8 protein-coding genes are annotated in these 17,975 nt (G+C 57.9%); 6 read left to right on the forward strand and 2 right to left on the reverse strand.

Translation table 11 applies throughout. From position 1 onward, the window contains the following. Positions 1-7: 7 nt before the first annotated feature. The 6 genes from L1A08_RS08895 to L1A08_RS08920 all read left to right on the forward strand — a co-directional run bounded on the left by L1A08_RS08895 (position 8) and on the right by L1A08_RS08920 (position 15,514). Positions 8-4,408: a hypothetical protein gene (locus L1A08_RS08895; protein WP_238755983.1), complete on the forward strand. Its 4,401-nt coding sequence runs from the start codon at positions 8-10 to the stop codon at positions 4,406-4,408. Further along, positions 4,405-5,592 (forward strand): prenyltransferase/squalene oxidase repeat-containing protein, encoded by a 1,188-nt coding sequence (locus tag L1A08_RS08900; protein WP_238755984.1) that lies wholly within the window; start codon positions 4,405-4,407, stop codon positions 5,590-5,592. Before L1A08_RS08895 ends, L1A08_RS08900 begins: the two co-directional genes overlap by 4 nt. 41 nt (positions 5,593-5,633) lie before the next feature. Next, the gene (locus L1A08_RS08905; RefSeq protein WP_238755985.1) at positions 5,634-8,672 is read left to right on the forward strand and encodes a DUF1583 domain-containing protein; all 3,039 of its coding nucleotides are present in this window, start codon (positions 5,634-5,636) and stop codon (positions 8,670-8,672) included. Positions 8,673-8,717: 45 nt separating this feature from the next. Continuing rightward, positions 8,718-13,484 (forward strand): carboxypeptidase-like regulatory domain-containing protein, encoded by a 4,767-nt coding sequence (locus tag L1A08_RS08910; RefSeq protein WP_238755986.1) that lies wholly within the window; start codon positions 8,718-8,720, stop codon positions 13,482-13,484. A 130-nt stretch (positions 13,485-13,614) separates the two neighbouring features. Continuing rightward, positions 13,615-13,806: a hypothetical protein gene (locus L1A08_RS08915; RefSeq protein WP_238755987.1), complete on the forward strand. Its 192-nt coding sequence runs from the start codon at positions 13,615-13,617 to the stop codon at positions 13,804-13,806. A 121-nt stretch (positions 13,807-13,927) separates the two neighbouring features. Further along, positions 13,928-15,514, forward strand: coding sequence for a sulfatase-like hydrolase/transferase (locus L1A08_RS08920; RefSeq protein WP_238755988.1), 1,587 nt, complete (start codon positions 13,928-13,930; stop codon positions 15,512-15,514). Positions 15,515-15,611: 97 nt separating this feature from the next. Here L1A08_RS08920 and L1A08_RS08925 read toward each other — a convergent pair whose 3' ends face one another. Together L1A08_RS08925 and L1A08_RS08930 are read right to left on the reverse strand one after the other, a co-directional pair. Beyond that, positions 15,612-17,159, reverse strand: coding sequence for a mercuric reductase (locus tag L1A08_RS08925; protein WP_238755989.1), 1,548 nt, complete (start codon positions 17,157-17,159; stop codon positions 15,612-15,614). A 27-nt stretch (positions 17,160-17,186) separates the two neighbouring features. Beyond that, on the reverse strand, positions 17,187-17,939 hold the full coding sequence (locus L1A08_RS08930) for a TVP38/TMEM64 family protein (protein ID WP_238755990.1): 753 nt from the start codon (positions 17,937-17,939) through the stop codon (positions 17,187-17,189). Between the last annotated feature and the right edge of the window lie 36 nt (positions 17,940-17,975).

Genomic DNA, 17,975 nt, shown 5'->3' on the forward strand with positions numbered 1-17,975 from the left:
GTAACCCATGTCCCATATCGTTGAACCTCGTGCATTGCCGACTGTGATTGAGCGATCGCTGAACGCGATCCGCTGGCGTTCGGTGGCGATCGCGCTGGTTGAATCGACCGCGATCGGGATCGCAGTGCTCGTCTTCGCGGCGATCGTCTCGATGACTCTCGACTGGGCGTTCACGTTGTCCGATACGCGACTGCGGGTCGCCCTCACGGCTCTGTCTTTCGGAGGTGGCGTGGGTGCGTTCTGTTATCATCTTATTCCACGTCTGCAACAGGCCCTCCGTCAGAGAGCAGTGGCGACCCGGGTTGATCGCCATGTGCCGCAGCTCGAAGAACGCTGGTCCACAGTGGTGGAGATGCAGTCGGCCAATGGATATCGTTCCGCGTCCCTTCAGTGGGAAATGTTCACGCAGGTCATTAACGAAGCCGTGGCGCTCGCCGGACTGGTCGATCCTCGGCAGATCAGTCGTTCCCGGACACTGAAGTGGGCGTTACTTGCCGTGGCTGCCATGTTCATTGTTCTGCTCGGGTTCCTGGCGCTGAACTGGGGGCAGACGTCGGTGCTGCTGCAGCGATTCCTGTTTCCGACCACTCAGGTGACCGCCACGCAGCTGACGTTTGACCGTGTGTTCTCGCCACTTCCGCGAGGAGAGATCACTGAGCTGCGTTTTGTGCAGTCTGGCTTGCTGAGAACGCACGGGATGCTTTTCGTGGAGTTCGAATCGGGGAAGACCGATCAGCTTCGCCTGCATGCGACTGCGGACAATGAAGCGTTGTTCGTGCACGAACTGCGGGCTTCGGAGCCGTTTCGTTATCGACTCGAAGCCGGCGATGCCGCGACCTCCTGGCAAAGGATTGCCGTTATCGACGCTCCCGAATTTTCAGAAGTGGAACTGACGATTATCGCTCCGGAGTACGCGAAGCAGGAGCCCTCGACCAAGTCGATCCTGCCCCGGCATCTTTCTGTTCTGCAGGGAAGTCGCGTTAAACTCCGAATGCGTCCCAGTATGCCGCTGAGATCCTTTGAGCTGGGTCTGACTCTTTCTCCCGATCGTCCCGATGGGCTCGGCAAGACTCTCTTTATGGAGCCGGACGAGCTTGGCTGGTATTCCTTTGAAACCCAGCTCATCGAAGACCTGAAGCTGACTCCCGTCATGACGAGTCGAGACGGCCTGACCAACGAGTTGACCCGTTCCTGTCATCTGCACGTGCTTATCGACAAACTGCCGGTCGCTCGCGTTGTCGGCAAAACTGAAGAACAGGCTGTGGCCAAAGACGACATGCTCGAGTTTCGCTTCGAAGCTCACGACGACTTCAGTGTCGAAGAGGCCGAACTGGTCATCTATTCGGAGACCGAGAAGGATGAGAACGGAAACCCGAAGGTCCTGGCCCGCCAGCAGATTGACTTGGGAGACCAAAAAGGGAGCAAGACTGCTTCGGTTGATGTGATGTTCGATCTCAAATCGCTTGATCTCGAGATTGGCGAGAACATCAGCTACGCCGTCCGGGTCTCGGACAACCGCGAGGTCGAACTCGATTCGGACCGCGTCAAGCGGAGTGATTCCGGCTTCGAGCCACTGGTCGACCCGAATGGACCCACGGTTGAACCCTCAGCAGAATCCATGGCCAGGGCCGATTCGCCATCCGGGGACTCGCACAGCCGAAAGAAACCGGACACGAACGAGACCGGACAAGTGACGGACGATGCTCTGGCTGCAGATATGCTGGCTTCTGCTCAATCGAATTCCGGCCGGGAGCAGCCGGCGGTTTTGCCCCGACCGCCGTTGCCGCAATCGGACGATTCCCCGCGTGAGGGAAAGCAGGACAACAACCAGAAGCCAGGATCACCGCCTGTTGCGGGGGTTGAGAGTCCGGACGGTTCTTCCTCGGCGGGGAAGGAACAGACTCCTGACGCCGAGATGACGGATCGGGAAGTCAGTCCGAACGAGGCTGAAACGACCGATCCCAGGGAACGAGACGGTGAAGGGCGTTCAAAGGGTTCGTCGACCGATGACACACGGGAATCTCAATCGGGAGAAGCCCGTCAGAAGTCGAAGCAGTCCGGTTCAGGGGAAGCCGATTCGGGACGCCCGCCGGTCGATGTCAACTTCAACAACCAGCTGGCCCAGCAGACCGAGTCCGGTCGGCGGAAGTTGCGGATTGCAGAGCGACTGGCCGAAGTCGTTCGCTCCGACGAGACGGCTGGCGAAGACCTGAGTCTTCGGGAATGGATCGTCCGGCTGGAAGAGCGACTCCGAACAATTGAAGCGGGAATGCAGCAACTGGTCGAACATCAGTTGCGAGATGCTGATCGTCCTGAGCAGATGCGAAGACTGGATGAAGACTTTGCCTCGATTGAAACCGATGTCGCCCAACTGCGGGAGGACACGCGCGACAATCGCTTCGCCTTCGTCGGCCTGCAAATGATGGAAATCTCACGCATGCATGTGACACCCGCACGCGATTTTCTCTTTCGAGCAGGACGTCAACCGGAATCGACCGATTCGATGTTGCAGCGATCGGCGCATCACGTCACGCGTGCTCGGGAGCTGCTGCAGGCGTTGCTGAAGCGGTACGACAAGGCGGAGCGGGAACGGAAAACGGCGAAAGCGCTGGAAGAGGGAGTGACGCTCTACGAAGTTTACGTGGAGAAGGCCCATCATTTGATGCGGGAAGCGACTCAGAACCGCAATCCCCTGGAGCGGAAGATGGCCGTGATTGAAGTCGATCAGGCCTATCTGGAGCGCTATGCCGAAGTACGACGCTTGCGTCGGGAGATGTTCCGGGAGTTCTCGCAGTTGCTGGCCGATGACCCGCGACTGTTGTCTCGATTTCTCGGTTCCATTCAGAGACGCCGGGCGTCCCTGCGAAATCAGTTGAGTGAGCTGCACGAACGACAGGAAGAAATCTACAGCGAGTTGAGCGGCTGGAACGGGATCGAGCCCGAGCAGAGAAACGATCTGTGGACGGTCATTCTGGAACTCAGGCTGTACGCCATCGATACGCTGACCAAGGAGATTTCCCACTTCACGGAGCGATCCAAGAGTCAGCTGCCGCTCATCCTCGAGAAATCCCACGGCATGGAGGCCGCTCTGATTGCCCGCATTGAGGAACTGGAAACGCTCTCGCGAGAGGTCGAGAAGAATCTACAGACCTGGCTGGCCTCGGGCGATGATGGGCTCGCAACGACGTTACGTCAGCAGTCCCAGCGGATGGCAATGGTCGCCGAACAGATCGAAGTCGGCCTCGACCGGCTCGGTTTCGAGTACGCGTCATCAGAGGAAGTGAGCGACTATGTCGGCAACCGCCGCGTTGAACTGCAGGCTGTCGAAGATCTGATCGTCAACTGGGCGCAGATGATGCAGGCGATCGGGAAACGGCACTATGGGGATCTCGTCAACCGGGACCAAATTCGTCTCACAATCGCGACGGAAGAATTGAGAGCCGGTCTGCTCGGAATTGAAGACGATCTCCGAGCCGAGTTTCAACGAGAAGAAGAGATCGAGCTTCCGCAGGAGATTGTCGATCTGATCAACAAACTGCAACGTCAGATGGAAACGATTACTGTTCATCAGCAGTCCAGTACCTTCAGTTTTCAGAGTGATCAACTTCCGGAGGCGGAAGCTCGACTAATCAATGTCCTCGATGCTTTCGAAGACGCCGAGAAAACCTTCGATGACATCCGCCGCAAGGTTGTTGAAATCCTGGACGAGCAGGACGTTCGTGATCCGAATATCGCAGATCTGGAAGATCCGACGCTCGATCGCTTTCTCGCTCAACTGGAACGGGAACCGGGGATCGATGCTCTGCTGGGCATTCCCGATCGTCCGCAGAACCTGCGAGAACTGGCCGATCTGTACTCGAATCGAGGAGCCGCCACCAGAGACCTGGCAGACGCCAACGAGGAAGCAATGGCTCGAGCCGAGAAAACGAAGTCTATGCCACCGCCGCAACAGCCGAGGAACCGGCGAGAGAATCGAAATCAGGATCCGTCTGAAGTCGATGAAGACATGCAGCAGGCTCAGCAACGAATGCAGGAGATGCTTCGCGAGTCGATGCAGAATCTTGACGAGCAGCTCAAGGATGAAACTTTAAATTCCCAGCAGCGCGAGCGACTGCAACGTCTCAAACAGGAGCTCGCCCGCATTCAGGAAGAGACCCGTCAGAATGTGAATGAAGCCGCCCGCTGGCAGCAGTTCGCGGAAGCGGATCAGGTTCAGGAATCGATCCGGGCGATGGCTCGCGGCGAGATGGTTCCTGACGAACAGTGGAACCGGGTCCTGTCGACACTTGGCGAAGGCCTGTGGCAGATGAAGGGCGATCAGCCCCCGGAGGAGTACCGCAAATCGATTGAACAGTACCAGCAGGTCCTGCAACAGCTTTCGCGAACGATGCAGGAGGAAACCGAATGAATTCCTTGAAGAAGACCGTTTTCAATGCGTTCTGCGGAGTCTTCGTTGTGCTTTCCGGCTTTCCTGTCAGCGAGTCGAACGGACAGGAGAAGTCGAATCCTTATATGACGGCGACCACGCAACTCAGCGACGCGTTGCCGCCGCAGGAATGGTCTCGCATTGAGTCCGCGGTTGACTCCGGCCTGGAATGGCTGGCGAGTCAACAGGCCGAAGATGGACGATTTCCGAGTTCGGAGAACGCACAGCCGGCGGTCACGGCAATGGCTGTCATGGCGTTTCTCTCGCGGGGGCATATCCCGGACCAGGGACCTTACGGGCGGCAAATTTCCAAAGCGATCGACTTCACGCTGTCGACGCAGTCCCGCCGAGGCTACTTTTCGATGCTGCCGGTCGTTCCGCCGAGCCATCATCTGAATCCCGCTCAAACCGTGCACTACAACCACGCCATTACCGGGCTGATGCTGGGCGAAGTCTACGGAATGACGACCGGCGAGCAGTCCCGACGCGTCGAAGCTGCTCTGGCCCGGGCACTGCTTTATCATCGGGAAGTTCAGACCTGGCAGAAGGGGGCGGCTTCCGACCACGGAGGCTGGCGATACGGTTATCCAGAAGGTCCAAACGCCAGTGCCGATATGTCGGTGACGGGCTGGGCATTGATGTTTCTTCGCTCGGCTCGGAATGCCGAGTTCAATATTCCCAAGCTCTACTTCGATGAGGGACTCGACTTTGTTCAGCGCTGTTACGAAGACGACGTCTCTCAGCACGAAAGCGGAGTATTCCGGTATCGGCCGCGTCAGTCCGATCCGAACGGAAACCCGCAGATCACGCTCGCGAACACATCCTCGGCCACATTAACGCTCATTCTCGGCGGACGTCAGGATCATCCGGGCGTGGTCGATTCGATTCGCTGGCTGCGAAGCCGGGAATATCCTCGATTCTTTGAGAACGGCTACTTTTATCTGGCCACGTACTACACTTCGCAAGCCGTGGCTCAGGTTGGCGGAGATACCTGGAATCAACTCTTTCCACAGATCGCCAGCAATCTTTTGGAGGTCCAGAACTCGGAAGGACACTGGCGGCCGGGGATCGGCAAGGAGGAACTGTTCGGAGAATGTTATTCGACGTCACTGGCCGTTCTGGCACTCACACCCGCCTATCAATTGCTTCCAATTTATCAGCGATGACGATGTATCATAGCTCGCGAGTGACATGGATCCTGGGGTTGATGCCGCTGCTGTTCCTGGGAACGGAGCGACCGGGAGGCACGCTGCTGGCCGCTGACGCAGCGTCCCCGGTTGTCAACACGCTGCTGATCGGGAACGAGATCCTTGCCGACGATGTTGAAATTGTTTTCCATCGCGCCGAAGCATTGGACGGTGAAGACCGATTCGAGTTTCTGCAGACGTGGGTTCTGCCGGAGGCGTTCCCTGACGTGGTTCGGATGGAGGCCTTTCGGGGACCGTTACTGGCTAAGGAAGACGGGTCGGAAGAATCTGCTGCTGCGGATTCGTTTCTCGATCGCCTGCATTCGCCGGCCCTGTTGCTCGTTCAGTCGGCAGCCGCAACGAATCGTCTCGGAGAGCTTCGCCAGCGATTGGAACGCATTGAACCCACCGAGCCTCGGCTCGCGCTCGATGCCCACGCCTTTCGCGGATTAATCGCGGTCGAGGAGCAACGATTTGATGACCTGATGTCGTCGCTGACGGCAATCGATACGCTTCGAGCCGAACTGACCACCGACGACATCCCGTGGTCGGAACTGACTCTTCTGGCCCGGGCCATTCATGAGGACGAAGCTCGGACCGACGTCATGGGACATCTCGGCAACATTCTGCAGCTGAGCAACACCAAGAATCTCAACTGGAGTCTTCGTCCTGATGGAATCCGCTTTCGTTCCTTCTTCGATTCGATTGCCGGAGAGGCTCGGGAGCTGGAAGCGGGAACGCTGTTGCAGCAGATGCCGGAGTGGACTCCAGTGCGACATGAGACCCGAGAAATGAGAGACGAAGAACTTCCGGCGCCCCGGTGGCATTTCGATGGGAGCGAAGTCCACATCGAACGCGGCCGGCGGATGGATCTGCTTTATTTTCAGTCGCCACTCACCGGCAATTACCAGGTGCAGTGTGAAGTTGTCGCGCCGAACTATCGTGACACCGCGGGGCTGGTCGCCGGGTTCTGGAGCAGTGCCAGTCGGCACAGTTTTCGATATGGCGACCCCACGCGACTCATCAACACGACGACACTCGATCCCATTCTCCCCAAGCTGAATGACTGGATGCGGTTTCGAGTGCGGGTGGAGAACGGTATCGCGACCACGTACTGGAACGAACGCAATCTTGCGGAACGCCCGGCGAACGAGCACACCGATCCCTGGGTGGCGGTCCGCACCTATAATGGCATTCTCGGGGGAGTTCGCAATGTTCGGATTACCGGGGATCCCGAGATTCCGGCCACAATTACGCTGCATTCCGATCTCAATTCTGGATGCTGGTTCGCCGTCTATGACCAGACTGTCGGTACGCACGGCGACTGGCAACTGCCGAGAACGAACGAGGAAGGGACTGAGATTCTCGCGCCCCGCAGAACGGATGAATTCGGAACGTGGCATGAGAGCCTGCTTCGTTATCATCGCCCGGTTCTGGAAGACGGGACGATCCGCTACGAGTTCTTCTATTCCCCGGAAGAGCACAACGTGCATCCTTCGCTCGGCTCAAGGTCCTGGTTGCTCACACCGGCGGGTGTCGTTGAACACATCCTCACGGGAATGTCGTCCGAGGAGACTCAAGATCCGCAGAACGCGGAAGTTGTCGACGAGTCGCAGTTGGAGACAGCGCTGCCGTTCAGAGCGAACGACTGGAATCAACTCGAGTTGCGCATCGAGAATCGGCAGCTCACGCTGGTTCTCAACGAAATCCCAGTCTATCAGTGTGGAGTCGAGGTCGGGCCCAGGGAGTTTTTCGGTCTGTTCCATTATGCGGATCAGACGACCCTTCGTGTGCGAAATCTCACCTGGACGGGCAACTGGCCTCGCGAGTTACCAGAAGTGAAGCAGCAGACACTGGCCTGGAAGCCGCACGAGTCGCTCGAAAATCTCGACGAGTTCCAGGAAGAGATTCGCTTCGAGTTTCGCAGTGCGGGTGCCTTCGATGAACGCCTCAAAGTCGGGCGTCCTTCAGGGTACGATGGCTTTGCGTTCGTACCCGGACGTGGTGTCCGAATGACGCCGAAGATCCAGGAGGGATGGACCAACAACTATCTGGAGACCAAAACGCTGCTCTACGGCGACTTCGACATTGAGCTCGACTATGAAGAGCTGGAGACTGTGCATGTCGGCAGAGGAGGACTGGGGATTGAACTCTGGGTTCTCGATGAATCGGGCACTCGCATTTCCTGCTCTCGACTCGATCGCGGTGTCGATGAAATTATTTCGTCGGCGGGAATCGCGATTCCGCTGCCGGAAGGAAATACGCATTACGGCGGAACGAACATCACCGATGAATGTGCGGCCGGAACGCTGAAGATGGTTCGCAGAGGTTCGACCGTGCACAGCCTCATAGCCGCGGACGGCTCCGAATGGTTCACGCATATCGGAAGTCAGGAACTTCCCAACGATTTCTCGGGCGTTCGGGTTCAATGGCGAACTCCCAACATGAAAAATGGACAGGTAAGCGTCATCGTCAGCGATGTTCGAATCCGATCCAACTCCGAGGCCATTCGGCAGCAGTTGGATCCTCGGTTTTCTGCGCTCACCGGCTACGCGGCCAGCTATCTGTTTTCGTCAATCGGAAAATTCGGAGCCCCGGCTGATCGTGTGTTCTCCGCGATCTCCGAGGGGAACGCAAACGGCTGGCGTGCCGTCCCGTCATTCCATGGCGAGTTTGACGCTGAGTTCAAACTGACCTCAGGCGAAGTGAGATTGGATTCCCCTCTATTGATCCAGTTCGGTCCCGAGGCGGATGCTCTGCAGATTCGGTTCGAAGCGAAAGATCCACAGGGTTACAGACTGAGCCTGCTTCGCGAGACACAAGAGGGTTCGGACACTCTGGCAATTGCGGATCTTTCCGCGATGCCGCGCGGACTGCGGCTGATTCGCGTTCAGAACACGCTATTCGTCGCCTTCACACAGCTTGGCTATTATCAGATCCTGGGACAAACGCGGATTGAAGACCATCAGACCGATCGGCTCGATCTTTGGAATTCCGCTGGGGAGAGAGCCGGACGCTGGACGGCTTATACGATTCGCACGCCACAACGGCTCGAATAGTTCCATCGACGAAGTTTGACAAGTCTCCAACAGAATCGATTCACTATGAACCGGCTCTCTCGTCCTTTCCTGGTACTGATCTTCCTCGCGGCTTCGGCGTCCTGCCAGGGGGCGGAGACATCGTCCGACGTTCAGGAGCTGCAGTGGAATGTCTATCTGAAGAACTGGCAGGTTCTCGGTCCAATTGCAAAACCCGACCAGACCGCATCAGGACTCGAGGTTGACTTTGTCGAGAACGAAGCCGAACTCAAGGCGGGAGATGCGTTCTTCTACAACTCGAAACTGTACGTCTGGAAGAAGACCGACTATCACGCCATTCCGCTTCGAAATGCATTCCACACGTTCGGGGATAAAGGTTATAACGCGGTTGCCTATGCCTGGACACAGTTCAATTCTTCGAGCGAACAGAAGGCCGTTCTCTCGGTTGGATACGACGATCATTTCAAGGCGTGGCTGAACGGTGAAGTCGTCGGCAGCGGCGAAGAGAACACGGCTGCCCTGATCGACCAGAGCCTCCACGAAGTCACCCTCCGCAAAGGGACGAACTCTCTGCTGATCAAGGTCGGGCAGAATGTCAGGGGATGGGAGATTATGGCTCGACTCCTGCCGCCCGACCTGAAGAAGCCGCTGCTTGTGATCCGCGCCGAGAATTCTCCGAACCCCGCCAAGTTGCCGCCGATCCGGGTCGAACTCCTCGACCGTCAGCAACGCGTCCGGGCTGTGCATTACACCAGCGGCGGTCGCCCGGGATCACGAGCTTCCGGACAGGATGCCTACTATCCGTTGTACGCGAAAGAACCAACACCACCGCCGGCCTTCGTGCGCTACGTGGTCGAAGAAGAGGGGTATGCACCGACGCCCCAGACTGTTTCCTGGGAACAGGCTCGTAACAAAGAGACGCGACTGCGGATGATGTCCGACCGTCCGCTCGAACTTGTCGTTGTCGATCGTAAGTCCGGGGAACCGCTGCAGAACGCCCAGGTCTGGATGAGAGACAAACTGCTTGAGCCGGCCAGCGATGCTTCCGGAAAAATCGCCCTGCCGAAGCTCGATCCGATCGATCACCAGTGCTGGGTCGTGGCCCGGGGCTACGCTGTGGAGCGCGTGGGATTGAAATGGCCCCGGACAATCCAGCGGGTCGAATTGCAACCGGGAGGGAAGTCGCTGAAAGGCCGGGCACTTGAGCCGTCTGGCGAACCGGTCGCCGGAGTGAAGGTGACCTCCAATACCTCCGAGGGCTATTCGCCCACAGTCGTGACTAACGAACGGGGCGAGTACGAACTGTTCGGTCTTCCACAGTCGTTGACCTCTATCCGCCCCGGTTTCGAGGCACAAGGGTACATTCCGTTCCCCTACACTCAGGTGGATCTCACCGAAGCGGAAACTACGTACGATGCAATTCTGAATCCGGGGGCGACGATCAAAGGCGTCGTTACACACCAGAAGACCGGACAACCGCTCGCGAACGTGCATTTGGCTGTCGGTGAGGATCGTTTTGGATCGAACCGTTCAATCGAGGCGACCACCGATGCTCAGGGACGATACACGCTTTACGGCGTTCCCACGGGAAGTTGCGTTGTTCACGCGGTCAGTCCGGAACATGCCCCGGAGGTCAAGACGACGGTGGCGAAGCAGGGGGAAGCAGCCTCGCTCGACTTCCAGTTGATCGAAGGCAAACCGGTCACCGGCCGAGTCGTCGACATCGCTGGCAAGCCGCTCTCCAATGTCTGGATTGTCACTGATACCTGGAGCAGCTATCGCGTCTTCAATCGCCAGGCCCGAACCGACGCCGACGGCAATTTCACGCTGCCGCACATGCCGGACAGTCCGGCAGAGACCGACATTCTCAAGCAGGGCTATATCAGCGTCCGCAATCACGTTTTCCGGGGCGGGGACACCGCTACGATCGAATTGAAGCCCGAGGTCGTTTACACGATCAACATCAGAGATGCTTCCAACGACGGCGTCATCGCGGGGCTCAACATCTCGATCGGAAGGCTCTGGTCCGGAAACCCGGAGTATCACTGGAGCAGCAGCGAATGGGAGACTTCCCGGAACTACAACGCCGGCACCGGAACGTTCACCGTCACCATCGATGAACCCGAGCAGGCTGAGGTGGCTTACCGGTTTCGCGCACCGGGCTATCAGGATAAAGTATTTCAGCTGCCGAGTGAGCATAAAGAATCTCGGAAGATCGACATCGAACTCGAGAAGGCGGAACTCTTTGCGGGACGTATTGTGGAAGCCGAGTCTGATCATCCGATTGTCGGGGCCAGAATCTGCCTGGTGACACCGTCGGACAAGTTTCGAACCGATTATTATGTGAGTTACCGGAGCGCCTGGGAGTACCTCGATAACGGGCAATACTCCGGCGTCGTACAGACAAGCGACAATCGCGGCGAGTTCCATCTGACACCGCCCGAGCATCCGGAAACTGCCTTGCTGGTTACTCGTCAGGATGGGGCCTTCCACTTCGTGCCCCGACTCAAGGCCCTGATCGCCGCTCATGAGCAGGGCGATCAACGCCTGGTCATTCCGATGCCGGAACCGGCGTCCCTCGACGGACAGATTTTGATCGGAAATGAACCTCTGATCGGTGGTCAGGTGAAAGTGCACTGGGAGTATCCCGCTTCGTTCCCTCCCGAACTGCGCGAGATGTTCGGCGTCGGTGGCCAGGTGAAAACCGACGGCGAAGGACGGTTCAGTTTTCCCGCTCTCGGCGTCGGGCGCTATGCGGTCCAGCGGGTATTCAGTCACCACATCGGACGGTATTCGACATCACAGTATCTCGAATCCACTCACGTGGAGCTGACAGCCGGGCAGAAGGCGCAGATTACGCTCAACCGCCCGCCCGGCATCACAGTTCGTGGTCGCACGCTGACAACGGATGGCGATCCTCTCGACCACAGCCTGATCTCGGTCTCAGGCGTCAACGATCGTTACATCACAATCGAGATGGCTAACTCCGACGGGAACGGACACTTCGAGATTCCGCACCTGGCGGCCGGTCGGTATCGGTTTAATGCCACGCATTACGCACCCGGCAGTTCGATGAAAGCCGACTACACTGGAATCGCAGTGGCCGACCTCGAGTCTGGTCGGGCCGAGGATCCGATTGTGATCGATATGAAACCGATCAGCGTCAGCGGGTCGAAACAAAGGGTCACCAACAAGTCGTTGACGGGTACGTTGCCACACGCCGTCAACCTTCCAGCTGCGGACACGGCTGAAGCATTCCGGCTCAGCGACCATTGGGGATCGATCGTCGTCATCTGCTCGGCCTCTCGCTGGACGTTCAACTCCACCGAAGTCCTGGGGAAGCTCGAGTCTTTCGCGAACGTTCCAGATGTCAAACTGCTCACACTTTATTCCGGGACGCAAAGCGACTTCGAAATCGCGAGCAGCGAATCTGAAATCGATCTCGCGGGACGAGTGGTCTTTAGCGACGACATCAGAAGCCATCCCGTGCTGTCGCATTTGCCGCTTGGGAATAACAACGCGCTCATCGTCGGACGAGACGGAAAGCTGGCGACAGAGATTGTTCCTCTGACCAGCATCGACGTCGCTTCGTTCGCTACGCCAGTCGAAGAGGCTGAATCGCCTTCCACCGCACGTCTGACGGTCACGATTGAACCGCCGGCCGGACAGATGGGGCCCATCGCCGCTGAATTGTCCTTCCAGGCCGTGGATGGGGAGGGAAAGATGGTCGACCTGGCTGAGTATCACATGACCGGGGAAACCCGGCAGATTGACTGGGTCTTTTTGAACATCGCTGTGGCAAAAGTGCGAGTGACGCTCGCCGCTCCGGGCATTGAACGGCAGACGCAGGAACTGTCGACGATTGCTGCTGAGAACGAAATGACATTTCGAGTCTCTGCTCCCAGCCGAATCAAGGGAACCATCGATACGTCCGATGTCTCACAATCGATTGAAGGGATGCGAATTCGATTGTATGGGTGGTCGACGCAGAGCCAGATTCCTCTCGCCACAGACGCTCAGGTCGATGCCGAGGGGCGGTTTGAGATTCCGTGCTACCCGGGCTCGTACTACATCTTGTTCGTTCCTCTCGACAATGTGGTGATTTCTGAAGGAGCGCTCTCGGTCGCCGTTCCGGACGGGGGAGCCGCTGAACCACAGCGGTTGACTGCGGTCCCGGCGGTGGATGTTGTCGTGAAGGTCAGTCTGGACGACGGCACACCCGCGGAAGGTGCGTACGTGACCGGTCCGCAGGGAGTCGAATCGCGGACCGACGCGGATGGCCAGGTGAGAATGCCGAACGTTCGAGCTGACGGGGTCAGCGAGATGTGGGCCTGGCACGACCAGCGGTACGGATCAACGTCCGTTGACAGTCCGGCGGCGGGGGATGTTGTTGAGATCGTCATCGGCCAGACACCGAATCAAGCTGTCCCCTCGACGGAAGCAGCCGGACGGATGCTGCCGATGATCACCGTCACCAAGTCCGACGGGGAGGAGATCGCCTGGCCCCGCGATGCCCGACCGCGGATCGTCGTCATCGGAGAACTCTGGCGACTCGACACACAGCAGATGCTCGATCGCGCCAGGCAGAGTGCTGCCGAGCAGGGGCTCGATCTCGAAGTTCTCAGCACGGATCGCTCGGCTTCCGTCATCGACGAATGGGCTCAACGTCTCGCAGGTTCCGGGACCGTTTCGATGCTGGATTCTTCAAGCCTCGACAATAATTCCTTTTGGCTGCTGTTTCCGGAAGCCAGAGCGTTCCAGGTCGATGGGGAGAATCGGATTGTTGAACAGTTATTCGACGAGAGACAACCCGAGGAATCTCTAGAAAACTGAACGCGGCGACGGAACGCGATCTCTCTCGGCAAACGTCTTGTCGAAGGTCGAAACTCGAAGATAATAGAGGTAGGGAGGACGTTCCCAGGGAACCTCATTCGACATCGATTTTCAGTTGAGGAGACTAGCCATGGAAACCTTCGCCATCATCGAAGTTGAGAATGGTCTGACCGTCGCCAATGTGCATCCCAATCAATCGGCTGAAGAAGCAGCCCGCACGCAGGGAGGCATCGTCGTCGACCCGGGACCGTTTCCCTCGTTCGACGCAGCCTACGATGCCTTGCTGAATCTTCAGGCAACCGAAGAAGAACGCAAGGAGTAGCAACGTAGAGAACAGCAGTTCGGCAGGACGATCGAGACACGGGTCGGTATACTCAGTGCGCTCGATATTCGAGCCGCATCAGCCAACGTCCTGCTTCCTGTCTCTTCCGTGGATGTCTGTCATGCTCAGAGTTCTCATCGTTCTGCTTCTCACAACTCCGACGCTCGTTTCCGCTGCCGACCGACCCAGTGTTCTCATTCTGTACGCCGACGACTGGGGGTGGGGCGACCTGTCCTGTCACGGTCATCCGGAGTTGAAAACGCCGAACCTGGATCAACTCGCTCGGGAAGGGGCTGATTTTCATCAGTTCATGGTCAACAGTCCGGTTTGCTCGCCCAGTCGAGCGGCTCTGATGACCGGACATTTCCCGGCTCGTTACAGTGTCCATCAGCACTTCGCGACCTATGAATCCAATCGCGAACGCAACATGCCCGACTGGCTTGATGTGAAAGCACCTTCGTTACCTCGCATGTTCCAGCAGGCCGGCTACCGAACGGCTCACTATGGCAAATGGCATCTCACCGGCGGTGGTATCGCGGACGCTCCGCATCCGAGCGAATATGGCTACGATGACTCTGCCGTTTATGTCGGTCCCGGGCGGCACGTGTTCGAAGGAACCTCCGCTCAGAAGATAGTTCAGGAGGCGGCCGCCCACGATGACGTCGCCGCGTCCTTTCTGACCACGGCCGCGGTCGAGAACGCCCTTCGTTTCATCCGGGAGAGTAAAGACGAGCCGTTCTTCGTGAACGTCTGGCTGCACGAAACGCATCATCTCGTTTCGGCCACCGAAGAAGACAAACAGGCTTATCCCGAGACACCGGAACCAGAGCGAACGTATTATTCCGCCGTCACCCGAGCCGACCGGCAAATCGGCAGGCTGCTGTCTCTACTCGATGAAATGGGACGGACCGATAACACGATCGTGATCTTCTCCAGTGATAACGGTCCCGAAGTCAGCCATGAGCAACCCGGCCAGAAGTTCTATTACAGTGTTGGTTCCACCGGCGGACTGAGGGGACGAAAACGGAGCCTCTACCAGGGTGGAGTCGGAACGCCGTTTCTGATTCGCTGGCCCGGGCATGTTCCGGCTGGTCTGGTCGATGAATCAACCGCTCTTACCGCAGTCGATTTCTTTCCCACTCTGCTGGCCGCAGCGGGCATCAAACCGCCCCAGGGCTATGAGTCTGACGGCGAGAATGTTCTGCCGGCTCTCCAGGGGAATGAGTGGGGCCGAACGAAGCCGCTCTTCTGGGAATGGCAGGGGAATCACACGCAGGACGCGAACTGGCCCGCCTGGGGAATGCGGGACGGACCATGGTCACTCCTGATCGACGAGACTGGCGAACGCGTGGAACTCTACCACGTGCTGGAGGATCGCGAGCAACAGGACAATCGGGCCGCATCGCAGAAAGATCGCGTTGAGCAGATGCGGTCTGCCCTCGATGCCTGGCGGTCGACTCTGCCGAAAGAACCGTCCCTCGAAACGATCAGCCAGAACGCCACAAAAGGCCCGCGGGCAACGTCGAAGCAGAAAACTCCCAACCGGGCAGGGGCCTTCAAACGCTGGGACAAGAACGGCGACGATCTGCTCACACTTGAAGAGTACACGAACGGGTTGTCGAAGAAAGACAGCGCTCCGACCCGCTTCCGCAACTTTGATAAAGATGGAAACGGCGAGCTGACCCGCGAGGAGTTTGTCGGCCCGTAGAGCAGTTTCCATCAAGGTGTAACCGTCCTGTCCGCGTCAGATGCGGCGTTTCGACGAAATGGCACTCTGACGCAGACATACGGTCGAGCGATCCACTTTAACGGCCGACATTGATTCGTCTCAGCAGATTCAGAAGCCTCTGACTGAACGGCGTCAATCGAGTGCGATTGTATTGATCGCCAATCTTGCGGATCGCTTCGGCCTGAGTGGGGTAGGGGTGAATCGCACCGGCAATTTTCGAGAGCCCGATTCCCCCGTTCATGGCGACCGTAATTTCCGAAATCATCTCACCGGCGTGCGCAGCGACGATCGTCGCGCCGACAATGCGGTCGCTGTCCCGTTTGGTGAGGATCTTCACGAAGCCCTGTGTTTCTCCTTCGAGGATCGCACGATCCACGCCCGCCAGATCCTGCTTGTAGACATCGACCTGGATCCCCCGTCGAGCCGCTTCGTGCTCGAAAAGCCCGACGTGAGCGACCTCTGGCGATGTGTACGTGCACCAGGGGATCACCAGCTGGCTCATCTTCTTCCGACCGAAGGGACCGATCGAGAACAGCGCATTCTGAAGGACGATCCGGGCCTGGAAATCGGCGAGATGAGTAAACTTGTACCGCGAACAGACATCCCCTGCGGCGAAGATTCGCGGATTTGACGTCTGCAGGTGATCATTCACCGAGATGCCGTTTGAATCGTAATCGACTCCGACCGATTCGAGATTCAATTCGTCGACGTTCGGAGCCCGTCCGGCGGCGACCAGAAGCTGATCGACGAGCAGCTCGTGCTCCTCATTACCTTGAGAATACGTGATCGAGAATCCTTCACTAGTCTCGCTAATCTTCAGCAGCTTGCTGTTCAACACAAGTTGAATCCCATCCCGGCTGAATTGCTCGGCCACAACTTGAGCCGCCTCGGGATCTTCTTTGGAAAGAATCCGGTCGCCGCGATCGAAAAGCACGACTTCACTTCCCAGCTGACTCAACGCCTGAGCCATCTCGCAGCCCACCGGACCGCTGCCGATCACCCCGAGCCGTCGGGGCAGCCCGGTTAACGAGAAGACTGTTTCATTCGTCAGATAGTGGACTGAATCGAGTCCGGGGATCGGCGGAGCGGCTGCCCGAGCGCCGGTCGCGACGACCGCCTTGCGATATTCCAGCGTGCGGGACCCATGTGGGCTATCGACAGAAACGCGATCGCCGTCAGCAAAGCTGGCCGAGCCGAAGAAGACGTCGACCCCGAGTTCCTGAAAGCGGGCTGCGGAATCATGTGGACTGATCTCGGCTCTCAAGCGACGCATTCTCTCCATCACGGCTGGGAAATCCACGAAAGGCAGTTGCGTCAGCGTGATTCCAAAGTCCGAGGCCGAGCGAAGATCGGCGGCAAGGCGAGCAGAACGGATGATCGCCTTCGAGGGAACACAGCCAACGTTGAGGCAATCTCCTCCCATCAGCTGGCGTTCGATCAACGCGACACGGGCTCCCAGTCCGGCAGCCGCAGCTGCGGTCACGAGTCCCGCAGTGCCCGCTCCAATCACAACCAGATGATACGGGCGGTCCGGCTGCGGGTTTGTCCAGTCGGAAGGATGAACGTGACCGACGAGTTTGCGATTGTGCTCATCGTCGGGCAGGAGAGGCTCGAACTCATTCATAACTCAAAGACTTCCGTGTGGAGACGATCAGACATCCGTGAGCCGCTCTGGCTTTTTGTGGGTCAGAAAACGAAACAGATAGCGAACGACCAGGGGGAAAGCGCCGAGCAGTACGAACGCAATCACAATCTGCGTCAGTTGCGTCGGAGAGAAGATCGCCTGAACGCCTTCTTCAGCCAGGACATCCAGTGAAGGCACACTGGACCCGGCGTAAACGTAAATGAACGTCGCCGGTAACATGCCGACCTGACTGACCCACCAGAATGTCAACGTGGTGATCGATGTCAGTCCCATCACGGCGTTGATGACAAAGAACGGAACCGTCGGGATCAGCCGGAGCGTGAACAGAAAGAAGGGGCCGTCTCGGTCCCAGGCGTCATTGAATTTCGCGAGTCGATCTCCGAAGCGGCGCTGAAACGCATCGTGAAAGAGAAAACGACTTAACAGGAACGCGAGCGTGGCTCCTGCGGTCGAAGCGAAACTGACAAGCAGAACGCCGGGGAGGAGCCCGAAGAACCAGCCATATGCCAGCGTGAGAACCGCTGCTCCGGGGATGGAGAGCCCTGTAATGACTACGTAGATTACAAATGCGGAGGCATAGATCAGAACCGGCTGCTCTTGTTGAAACCGCCGGAACTCAGCTTCGCGGTCAGCCAGAGACTTCAGCGAAAGGTCGTCACCAAAGAACCAGTAGCCCGCCAGAGCGGCCGCCAGAAAGACCGCAAAGACAACGACCCGGATGAGCATTCCTTTCGAACGGTTCTGTTTTTCCAAGCTCATCGTTCCTGCGGTAAATCGATTTGTCAGTTGTTGCGC

The organism is Rubinisphaera margarita (genome assembly GCF_022267515.1).
In the GTDB taxonomy this organism is placed as follows: Bacteria; Planctomycetota; Planctomycetia; order Planctomycetales; family Planctomycetaceae; genus Rubinisphaera; species Rubinisphaera margarita.

Excerpts from the sequence above, each read along its gene's own strand:
- L1A08_RS08925 (WP_238755989.1), bottom strand. The coding sequence starts at position 17,159 with ATGAATGAGTTCGAGCCTCTCCTGCCCGACGATGAGCACAATCGCAAA.
- L1A08_RS08900 (WP_238755984.1), top strand. The coding sequence starts at position 4,405 with ATGAATTCCTTGAAGAAGACCGTTTTCAATGCGTTCTGCGGAGTCTTC.
- L1A08_RS08930 (WP_238755990.1), bottom strand. The coding sequence starts at position 17,939 with ATGAGCTTGGAAAAACAGAACCGTTCGAAAGGAATGCTCATCCGGGTC.
- L1A08_RS08905 (WP_238755985.1), top strand. The coding sequence starts at position 5,634 with ATGCCGCTGCTGTTCCTGGGAACGGAGCGACCGGGAGGCACGCTGCTG.
- L1A08_RS08910 (WP_238755986.1), top strand. The coding sequence starts at position 8,718 with ATGAACCGGCTCTCTCGTCCTTTCCTGGTACTGATCTTCCTCGCGGCT.
- L1A08_RS08915 (WP_238755987.1), top strand. The coding sequence starts at position 13,615 with ATGGAAACCTTCGCCATCATCGAAGTTGAGAATGGTCTGACCGTCGCC.
- L1A08_RS08920 (WP_238755988.1), top strand. The coding sequence starts at position 13,928 with ATGCTCAGAGTTCTCATCGTTCTGCTTCTCACAACTCCGACGCTCGTT.
- L1A08_RS08895 (WP_238755983.1), top strand. The coding sequence starts at position 8 with ATGTCCCATATCGTTGAACCTCGTGCATTGCCGACTGTGATTGAGCGA.